Below are 9,508 nucleotides of genomic sequence, written 5' to 3' on the forward strand. Positions count from 1 at the left end.
CCGGCGGCCCCGGGCGCCCGGGGGCGCCGCCCCGGGCGGCCCCCCCGGCTGGAGGAGGCGCAGCCGGGCCGCCGCGTAGCCGCTGGGTCCCGAGTCCTCTGCTTCGGTGGTCACTTCGGTGCTCGTCACCCAGTTGCCTTTCCGTCTGCTCGGTCCGCCCCGTGGCCGGGGCGGACCCGTCGGTCAGAGTGCGTCGGGCCCGCGTTCGCCGGTCCGTACGCGGACGGCGGTCTCGACCGGGACGCTCCAGACCTTCCCGTCACCGATCTTGCCGGTCCGGGCCGCCTTGACGACGACCTCGACGAGCTGTTCGGCGTCCTCGTCCTCGACGAGGACCTCGATGCGGATCTTGGGTACGAGGTCGACGGTGTACTCGGCTCCCCGGTAGACCTCGGTGTGGCCGCGCTGGCGCCCGTAGCCGCTGGCCTCCGTGACCGTGAGGCCCTGGACGCCGAAGGCCTGGAGTGCCTCCTTGATCTCGTCCAGCCTGTGCGGCTTCACGACTGCGGTGATGAGCTTCATGCGTCCACCTTCTTGTTCGTCGGGGCGGCCGTCGTACCGGGCGCCGGCGCCGTGGTGCGGGGGGCCGAGCCGCCGCCCGCGCCGCTGAAGTCGTATGCGGTCTCCGCGTGCTCGACCTGGTCGATGCCGGAGACCTCGTCGTCCTCGCTGACCCGCATCCCGATCGTCCTGTCGAGGAGGAAGGCGAGAACCGCGGAGACGACGAGAGAGTACGCGAGGACCGCGAGGACTCCGACGGCCTGCTTGCCGAGCTGGTCGAGGCCGCCGCCGTAGAAGAGGCCCTTGGCGTCGGACTGGACGCCTCCGGTGGCGAAGAAGCCGACGAGGAGGGAGCCGAGGATGCCGCCGACGAGGTGGACGCCGACGACGTCGAGGGAGTCGTCGTAGCCGAACCGGTACTTCAGGCCGACGGCCATGGCGCACAGGACACCGGCGACGACTCCGATGGCGATGGCACCGAGCGGGCTGACCGCACCGCCCGCCGGGGTGATGGCGACGAGCCCGGCGACGGCTCCGGAGGCGGCGCCCAGCGTGGTGAAGGAGCCGTGGCGGACCTTCTCGTACGCGAGCCAGCCCAGGACGGCCGCACCGGTGGCGACCTGGGTGTTGACGAACATGACCGCGCCGACACCGTCGTCGTTGCCCAGCCACGAGCCCGCGTTGAAGCCGAACCAGCCGAACCACAGGAGCGCGGCCCCGAGCATGACGAGCGGCAGGCTGTGCGGCCGCATCGGGTCCTTCTTGAAGCCGACCCGCTTGCCGATGACGAGGATCACACCGAGCGCCGCGGCACCGGCGTTGATGTGGACCGCCGTTCCCCCCGCGAAGTCGATGACACCGAGCTCGAAGAGCCACCCGCCGGCGCCCCACACCCAGTGCGCGACCGGGAAGTAGACGAGCGTGACCCACAGGGTGATGAAGAGGGCCCAGGAGGTGAACTTGACCCGGTCGGCCAGGGCACCGCTGATGAGGGCCGGGGTGAGCACGGCGAACATCAGCTGGAAGACCGCGAAGACGTAGACGGGGATGGTGTAACCGTCCCACAGCTCGGTGACGCCGATGCCGCTGAGACCGACGAAGTCCGAGCTCCAGCCGATGACGGAGCCGACGTCGCCGCCGAAGGCGAGGCTGAACCCGTAGAGCACCCACAGGACCGTGACGATCCCGAGGCTGATGAAGCTCATCATCAGCATGTTCAGGGTGCTCTTGACGCGGACCATGCCTCCGTAGAAGAAGGCCAGGCCGGGGGTCATGAGCATCACCAGAGCGGTGCAGATGAGCATGAACCCTGTGTTGGCGGCAGACAGCTCCGGAGCGTCTGCGGCAAGCGTCGTGATGCCTGGGGGCATCGGCGTCTCCTCGTCGTCGGTGCGGCCACGTGCGGGGGTGCGGGACCACGGTGAAAAGGTGCGGGCCGGTTATGCGCCATGAGATTCGCGCAGCGCGGTTTCCACGGATGCCGCACGATGTTTCACCGCAGTGACGAAGGGACCGGGCGTGTTACGTCCGAATGAACCGCGGATGGCGGCCCCGGTGCACTGCCCGGCACGCCGTCCGCGCCGCATACGGCGCGGCGGACGGCCCGCCGCGGGGGCCGGGACGGGAACCGGCCACGGCGGTCGTCCGCTGACCTGGCGATGGGGGAGCCGGGTCGGATGTACGGGGACGAGCGCCGTGGCCGGTGGCCGGTGGCCCGGTCAGACCGCTTCGGCGGTCTCCGGGAGCTGTTCGGTGAGCAGGTCGGTGAGCCGGGCCACTTCGGGGATGTCGCCGAAGTCCCGCGCGGCCGTGTCGACGGTCTTGCGGAGCCGGGTGTTGACCCGCTCGGACCTGACCCTCTTGGCGATCCTCAGGGCCTGGGTGGCCAGCACCGTCGACTGTTCCGGCTCGCGCTTGAGGAGATGCACGGTGGCCATGCCGATCAGGTTGAGGGCGTACGACCGCTGGTGCTCGTCGTCCTCCCCGAAGAGCTCCACGGCGCGGGCCATGACGGGTTCGGCGAGCGAGGCGTACGTGGGGCTGCGGCCCGACACGTAGGCGAGGTCCCGGTAGGAGTGGGCGTTCTCGCCGTGGAGTTCGGCGTCGGAGAAGAAGCGGATCCAGTCGGGCTCGGCCTCGTCGTCGAGGACGGCGTCGGCGAAGGTGTCCTCGGCCATCCGCACGGCCCGCTTGCACTTGCCGGGCTGGCCCATGTTGGCGTACGCCCGGGCCTCCATCGCATACAGCATGGCCTGGGTGCGCCCGGTGGCGCAGTCACGGCTTCCGTACTGCGCCAGGTGGATGAGCTCGAGAGCGTCGTCGGGTCGCCCGAGGTGAATCATCTGGCGGCTCATGCTCGACAGGATGTAGGAGCCCAGCGGCTTGTCGCCGGCCTCCTTGGCGGCGTGCAGGGCGAGCACGAAGTACTTCTGTGCGGTGGGCTGGAGGCCGACGTCGTAGCTCATCCAGCCGGCGAGCTCCGCCAGCTCGGCCGCGCAGCGGAAGAGGCGCCTGGAGGTCGCTTCGGGCTGCGGCTCCTGGAGGAGGTCGGTGACCTCGTGGAGCTGGCCGACCACGGCCTTGCGGCGGAGTCCTCCGCCGCACTGGGCGTCCCACTGGCGGAACATCGCCGTGGTGGACTCCAGCAGGTCGAGCTCCGGCGGGGAGAGGCGCGAGGGGCGGGTGTCGGTGGGGCTCTGCCCAGGCCCGGGGTGCGGCGAGGGAGGGACGGGCACGAGCCAGCGCTGCATCGGCTCGATGAGGGTGGGCCCCGCCGCCAGGGCCAGGGAGCTGCCGAGGAAGCCGCGCCGGGCCAACATCAGGTCGCTGCGGGAGAACTCGCTGAGCAGGGCGACGGTCTGCGGGCCCGCCCAGGGCAGGTCGACGCCGGCGACCGAGGGTGACCGGTGGGCGGAGCGCAGGCCGAGGTCCTCCACGGCGACCACGGCGCCGAACCGCTCGGAGAACAGCTCGGAGAGGATGCGCGGGATCGGTTCGCGCGGCTGTTCGCCGTCGAGCCAGCGACGCACGCGGGAGGTGTCGGTGCTGATGTGGTGGGCGCCCATCTGGCGCGCCCGCCGGTTCACCTGGCGGGCGAGCTCACCCTTGGACCAGCCGCTGCGGACGAACCAGGATCCTAACTGCGCGTTGGCGCGCTTTCCGGCATTCGTCTCGTCTGCGCCGCTGCCACCCACTGGAACGCCCCCATCCCGCCGGAACCTGTCACGCGAGCCTCTGCCGGAGTGTTGTGCACCGGTGCAGTCTGCACGGCCGCCGCCATCGTCGAACAGTAGACCGACTTGCCGGCGGCATACTCACGAGCGCACATGCAATTGCAGGCTCGAGTACCGACAGTAACCCCTCGATCACCCCGTCGGCGAGGTCGGTGACAGAAACGCCACCATTCGCCACCCCTTCGGATGAACCCGGGGCTCCGTGCCCACGCTTCACTTGACAGAGCGCGATCAGCGGCGAGCGGAGTGAGGCATTCAGGGGCGCGTTCGGGCAGCGCGCGCTCCCGGAGGAGCGCGCCGGTGTCGTCGGATCACCCGCGGCGGAGGACCTCGAGGACTCCGGGTCGTAACCACCGGTGAGTCGGACCCGTTGGAGGGGGCATGGGCTTCACGATCGGCGGCATCCGCGAGATGCGACCGGGCTCACGGCGCCGCGGCCGTGCGGCCGGCGCGACGACGGTGGCCGAGTACACGGGACTGCGGGGCTGGGCGGTGGCGCCGGGTGCCCGGGCCGCCTCCGGCGCCTGCTCGTGCGGTGACGCCGCCTGGCCCGCCCCGGGCGCGCATCCGCTGCGCTTCGCCCCCGAGGTCCCGGCGGGCGCGTCCCTGGAGGCCGCCGCGGCCGCCTGGGCCCGGGTGCCCGGCGCCGCGATCCTGCTGCCCGTGGGCCGCGCCTTCGACGTGCTCGACGTCGCCGAGGCCGCCGGCCGACGCGCCCTGGCGCGGATGGAGCGGATGGGGCTGCCACTGGGGCCGGTGACGGTGACGCCGACCGGCCGGACCCAGTTCTTCGTCGCCCCCGGGGCCGCCGCCGGGCTCCCCGGGCTGCTGTACCGGATGGGCTGGGACGGCGCGGCCCTGGACCTTCGGGCCCTGGGCCCGGGTTCCTACGTCACGGCGCCCCCGTCCGACCTGGCCGGCCTCGGTCCTGTCCGCTGGCTCCGCGCGCCGGTGCCGGACACGGCGGCCGCTCCCCCGCAGGCACGGCTGCTGCTCGGCACCCTGGCGTACATATGCCACCGCTGGTGACGGCGTGAGGGCGGTGAGCCTCCCGGTTCCGGGAGGCTCACCGCCCTTCGGGCACCACGGGAAGGACGCGCGTCAGTCGCCGATCAGCGCGTCGACGAACGCCCCCGGCTCGAACGGGGCCAGGTCGTCCGGCCCCTCACCGAGGCCGATGAGCTTCACCGGCACGCCGAGCTCCCGCTGGACGGCGATGACGATGCCGCCCTTCGCGGTGCCGTCCAGCTTGGTGAGGACGATGCCGCTGATGTCGACGACCTCGGCGAACACCCGCGCCTGCACCAGGCCGTTCTGGCCGGTCGTGGCGTCCAGGACGAGGAGGATCTCGTCGAGCGGCCCGTGCTTCTCCACGACCCGCTTCACCTTGCCGAGCTCGTCCATCAAGCCGGTCTTGGTGTGCAGCCGGCCCGCCGTGTCGATGAGCACGACGTCGGCGCCCTCGGCGATGCCCTCCTTGACCGCGTCGAAGGCGATCGACGCGGGGTCGCCGCCCTCGGGCCCGCGGACCGTGCGGGCGCCCACGCGCTCACCCCACGTCTGGAGCTGGTCGGCCGCGGCGGCACGGAAGGTGTCGGCGGCGCCGAGCACCACGCTCCGGCCGTCCGCGACGAGCACCCGGGCGAGCTTGCCCGTGGTGGTGGTCTTGCCGGTGCCGTTGACCCCGACGACCATCACGACGCCGGGCGTCTCCGCGCCGCCCTCCGTCCTGACCGTGCGGTCGAAGTCGGGGCCCAGCAGGGTGATGAGCTCCTCGCGCAGCAGCGCGCGCAGCCCTTCGGGAGTGCGCGTGCCGAGGACGCGGACCCGCTCGCGGAGCCGCTCCACGAGTTCCTGGGTGGGTGCGACGCCGACGTCGGCGGTGAGAAGCGTGTCCTCGATCTCCTCCCAGGTGTCCTCGTCGAGGTTGTCGCGCGACAGGAGCGTCAGCAGCCCCTTGCCGAGGGAGTTCTGCGAACGGGCGAGCCGGGCGCGCAGGCGTACCAGGCGGCCCGCGGTGGGCTCGGGCACGTCGAGCGCGGGGGCCTCCGGCTCGATGACCACCGGGGCTTCCCCGACGGGAACCTCGGTGCCGGGGAGACCGACCTCCTCGATGGTGCGCCGCGCTTCGTCGCGCGGCGCCTCGGGTTCCTCGCCGACGCGGGGTTCGGCGGGAGGAGTGATGGTCGGCGTGCTCGACGGCGCCGAGGGCGGCAGCTGCTTCTTCTTGCGGCTGCTGACCACGAGCCCGCTGATCAGGCCGACAGCGACCAGGGCGATGACTACAGCAAGGATGACGATTTCCATAACGCGTCCAGTATCGGCCACCGCCGCGCTCCCGGGGCGGTCGTGGAGGGACGGGAGGCGGACGGCGATGGCGTTATGCACCGTTTGGAGGTAAAGGCGCCCCGTTGCTCACGGGAGGACGGCCGGCCTGCCCCCGCGCCGGTTCCGGTTCCGGGTGCGGGCCCGCACCCACCCCACCCTTCCGCCTCCGTCACGAGTTCGCTCGCCCCCGCCCCGTGGCCTCCCGGCTACCACCGGCCCGCGTCCCGCGCCGTGCGACGGGACAGCACACCGCCCCGGTCCGGCATGGGCCGGGCCGGGGCAGTGGCCGGTGACGAGGAGAGGGGCAGCGGGGATCAGCCCATCTCCTCCAGCGCCTTGCCCTTGGTCTCCTTCACGAACTTGAGCACGAAGGGGATCGAGAGCACGGCGAAGCAGGTGTAGATGATGTAGGTGCCCGACAGGTTCCAGTCGGCCAGGCTCGGGAAGCTCGCGGTGATCGCCCAGTTGGCGATCCACTGCGCCGAGGCGGCGACACCGAGGGCGGCCGCGCGGATCCGGTTCGGGAACATCTCGCCGAGGAAGACCCAGACGACCACGCCCCACGACAGGGCGAAGAAGAGCACGAAGACGTGGGCGGCGATCAGGGCGACGGTCCCCTGGGCGGACGGCAGCTTGCCGTCGACCAGGTCCGCGGAGAAGGCCCAGGCCTCGAAGGCCAGCGCCACGGCCATACCCGCCGAGCCGATGAGCGCGAGCGGCCTGCGGCCCACGCGGTCGACCAGGACCATGGCGATCACGGTGCCGATGATGTTGATGATCGACGTGGTGAACGAGTAGAAGAACGAGCCGGACGGGTCGATACCGACCGACTGCCACAGCGTCGCCGAGTAGTAGAAGGCGACGTTGATGCCGACGAGCTGCTGGAAGACCGACAGGCCGATACCGACCCAGACGATCGGCAGGAACCCGAAGCGGCTCCCGAGCAGGTCGCTGAACTTCGACTTGTGCTCACGGCGCATGGCCGTCTCGATCTCGTTCACGCGCGCGTCGAGGTCGACGTTCTTGCCCTCGACCTCTTCGAGGATCTTCCGGGCCCGGTCCCTCTTCCCGACGGAGATCAGGAAGCGCGGCGACTCGGGGATCGCGAACGACAGGAGGCCGTACAGGATGGCGGGGACGACCATCACGCCGAGCATCCACTGCCAGGCCTCGAAGCCCGCGATGTCGCCGCGCTGGTCGCCGTCGGCGATCTGGAGGATGCCGTAGTTGACCAGCTGCGAGATCGCGATACCGACGACGATCGCTGCCTGCTGGAAGGAGCCGAGGCGGCCGCGGTAGGCGGGCGGCGAGACCTCGGCGATGTAGGCCGGGCCGATGACGGAGGCCATGCCGATGGCGAAGCCGCCGATGACCCGCCACATGGCGAGGTCCCACAGGGCGAACGGCAGCGCGGATCCGACGGCACTGATCGTGAACAGCACCGAGGCGATCTGCATGCAGCGGATGCGGCCGATCCGGTCGGCGATGCGTCCCGCGGTGGCCGCGCCGATCGCACAGCCGATCAGGGCGATGGCGATGACCTGCGCCAGCGTCCCCGACCCGATGTCGTAGCGGTCGCGGATGGCCTCGACGGCGCCGTTGATCACGGAGCTGTCGTAGCCGAAGAGGAAGCCGCCCATCGCTGCGGCTGCCGTGATGAAGATGACATGGCCGAGATGGTCCGGGTGGGCCTCTCTGGCCCCGGACTCCGGTCCGCGCGCTGTGCTGGTCACATGAATCTCCTGGTACCTGGCCGCAACGTCAGGCGTGGGGGGTGAGCCCTCCCAGTGGCGCACAACTTCGAGTCGAACACCACTTGAAGGCAAAAACAACATTGCAGAGAGTATGCCTTCAAGTTTCGAAGTCAAGACCGGGGTGGAGCCCGCTGGGTTTCCCACGCGTACCCCGAAGATCACGGAAGGCGCATTGAAGGCTTGTAGATTTGGTGAAGACGGTGTGAGCGCGCCCGGATGCAGGGCGCCTCAGCGCAGCCGCTGGCTGATCACCTTCGAGACGCCGTCCCCCTGCATGGAGACGCCGTAGAGCGCGTCGGCGACCTCCATCGTCCGCTTCTGATGGGTGATCACGATGAGCTGGGAGCTCTCCTGGAGCTCCTCCATGATCCGGATCAGACGTTGCAGGTTGGTGTCGTCGAGCGCCGCTTCGACCTCGTCCATGACGTAGAAGGGGCTCGGCCTCGCCTTGAAGATGGAGACGAGGAGGGCAACGGCCGTAAGGGATCTCTCGCCGCCCGACAGGAGCGAGAGCCGCTTGACCTTCTTCCCCGGCGGCCGGGCCTCGACGTCCAGACCGGTCGTCAGCATGTCGTCCGGATCGGTGAGGACGAGACGGCCCTCGCCGCCGGGGAACAGCCGGGAGAAGACGCCTTCGAACTCGCGGGCGGTGTCCCGGAACGCCTCGGTGAACACCTGCTCCACCCGCTCGTCGACCTCCTTGATCACCTGTAGGAGATCGGCCCGGGTCTTCTTCAGGTCTTCAAGCTGCTCCGACAGGAACTGGTGCCGCTCCTCCAGGGCCGAGAACTCCTCCAGGGCGAGCGGATTCACCTTCCCGAGTTGCTGGTACGCCCGTTCGGCCGCCTTCAGCCGCTTCTCCTGCTCGGCCCTGACGAACGGCGCCGGCTGGTTGCGGGGGTGCTCCGGATCCTCCGGCAGCTCCTCCCCCTCCGCCGCGGGCGACGGCGGCACCGGCCGGCCGGGGCCGTATTCGGTGACCAGGCCGGCCGGCTCCACACCGAACTCCTCAAGCGCCTTCGTCTCCAGCTGTTCCATCCGCAGCCGCTTCTCCGCCCCGAGCACCTCGCCCCGGTGCACCGAGTCGGTCAGCCGGTCGAGCTCGCCCTTGAGGTCGCGGCCCCGGGCGCGCTCGGCGGCCAGCTCCCGCTCGCGTCCGGCCTTGGCCGCCTCCGCCGCGGTCCGCTCCTGCTGCGCCCGCACGACGGACACCTCGACGTGCGCGAGGAGCTGACGGGCACCCGAGGCCACCGCCGTGGCGACCTCCGCCTCGTGCCGCAGCCGGGCGCGGCGCCGCTCCGCGCGGGCCCGGGCCTCACGCTCGGCCCTGGCACCGCGGTCCAGGGCGTCGGCCCGTCCGGCGAGGCCCTTGACCCGCTCCTCGTGGGTACGGACCTGGAGGCGGGCCTCCATCTCCGTCTGGCGCGCGTTGGCCCCGTCGGCGGCCAGCCGGTCCCGCACGGAGGTGTCCGGCTCCTGCTCGACCGGCGTCTCCCGGGCGACCAGCAGCCGTTCCGCCAGCTCCTCGGCCTCCTCCGTGGCCCGTTCGAGCGCTTCCTGTGCCCTGGCCGCCGACGCGGCCGTCCGCTCGGCCTCCCCCGCGGCGCCGCGGGCCTGCCCGGCCAGCCTGCCGAGCTGCTGGGCGACCCCGGACTTCTCCCGGTCGGCGGCCCGCCGCCGCTCGCCCAGCTC

General features: G+C 71.4%; 7 protein-coding genes. 1 reads left to right on the forward strand and 6 read right to left on the reverse strand.

Features of this window, described 5'->3' with window-relative positions; translation table 11 throughout:
* Positions 1-183: 183 nt before the first annotated feature.
* From ABZ371_RS23585 to ABZ371_RS23595, 3 genes are all read right to left on the reverse strand, one after another.
* Positions 184-522 (reverse strand): P-II family nitrogen regulator, encoded by a 339-nt coding sequence (locus ABZ371_RS23585; protein ID WP_358682962.1) that lies wholly within the window; start codon positions 520-522, stop codon positions 184-186.
* The gene (locus ABZ371_RS23590; protein ID WP_358682964.1) at positions 519-1,871 is read right to left on the reverse strand and encodes an ammonium transporter; all 1,353 of its coding nucleotides are present in this window, start codon (positions 1,869-1,871) and stop codon (positions 519-521) included. Before ABZ371_RS23590 ends, ABZ371_RS23585 begins: the two co-directional genes overlap by 4 nt.
* Before the next feature lie 348 nt (positions 1,872-2,219).
* A complete protein-coding gene (locus ABZ371_RS23595) occupies positions 2,220-3,695 on the reverse strand; it encodes a hypothetical protein (RefSeq protein WP_358682966.1) in 1,476 nt (491 codons plus the stop codon).
* A gap of 420 nt (positions 3,696-4,115) precedes the next feature.
* Between ABZ371_RS23595 and ABZ371_RS23600 the strand changes: the two genes are divergently transcribed.
* The gene (locus tag ABZ371_RS23600; protein WP_358682968.1) at positions 4,116-4,763 is read left to right on the forward strand and encodes a bifunctional DNA primase/polymerase; all 648 of its coding nucleotides are present in this window, start codon (positions 4,116-4,118) and stop codon (positions 4,761-4,763) included.
* A gap of 72 nt (positions 4,764-4,835) precedes the next feature.
* On the opposite strand, the gene ftsY is transcribed toward ABZ371_RS23600, so the two are convergent.
* The 3 genes from ftsY to ABZ371_RS23615 all read right to left on the reverse strand — a co-directional run.
* Positions 4,836-6,041: a signal recognition particle-docking protein FtsY gene (gene ftsY, locus ABZ371_RS23605; protein ID WP_358682970.1), complete on the reverse strand. Its 1,206-nt coding sequence runs from the start codon at positions 6,039-6,041 to the stop codon at positions 4,836-4,838.
* A gap of 335 nt (positions 6,042-6,376) precedes the next feature.
* Complete coding sequence (locus ABZ371_RS23610; RefSeq protein WP_358682972.1) at positions 6,377-7,795, reverse strand: sugar porter family MFS transporter; 1,419 nt, start codon at positions 7,793-7,795, stop codon at positions 6,377-6,379.
* A 249-nt stretch (positions 7,796-8,044) separates the two neighbouring features.
* Positions 8,045-9,508 (reverse strand): AAA family ATPase (locus tag ABZ371_RS23615; RefSeq protein WP_358682976.1); only part of this gene is annotated, 1,464 nt, incomplete at its 5' end.

It is taken from the genome of Streptomyces sp. NPDC005899 (assembly GCF_040629645.1).
In the GTDB taxonomy this organism is placed as follows: Bacteria; Actinomycetota; Actinomycetes; order Streptomycetales; family Streptomycetaceae; genus Streptomyces.

Bases quoted from the DNA above. Each gene is read 5' to 3' on its own strand.
- ftsY (WP_358682970.1), bottom strand. From the start codon at position 6,041: ATGGAAATCGTCATCCTTGCTGTAGTCATCGCCCTGGTCGCTGTCGGC.
- ABZ371_RS23585 (WP_358682962.1), bottom strand. From the start codon at position 522: ATGAAGCTCATCACCGCAGTCGTGAAGCCGCACAGGCTGGACGAGATC.
- ABZ371_RS23590 (WP_358682964.1), bottom strand. From the start codon at position 1,871: ATGCCCCCAGGCATCACGACGCTTGCCGCAGACGCTCCGGAGCTGTCT.
- ABZ371_RS23600 (WP_358682968.1), top strand. From the start codon at position 4,116: ATGGGCTTCACGATCGGCGGCATCCGCGAGATGCGACCGGGCTCACGG.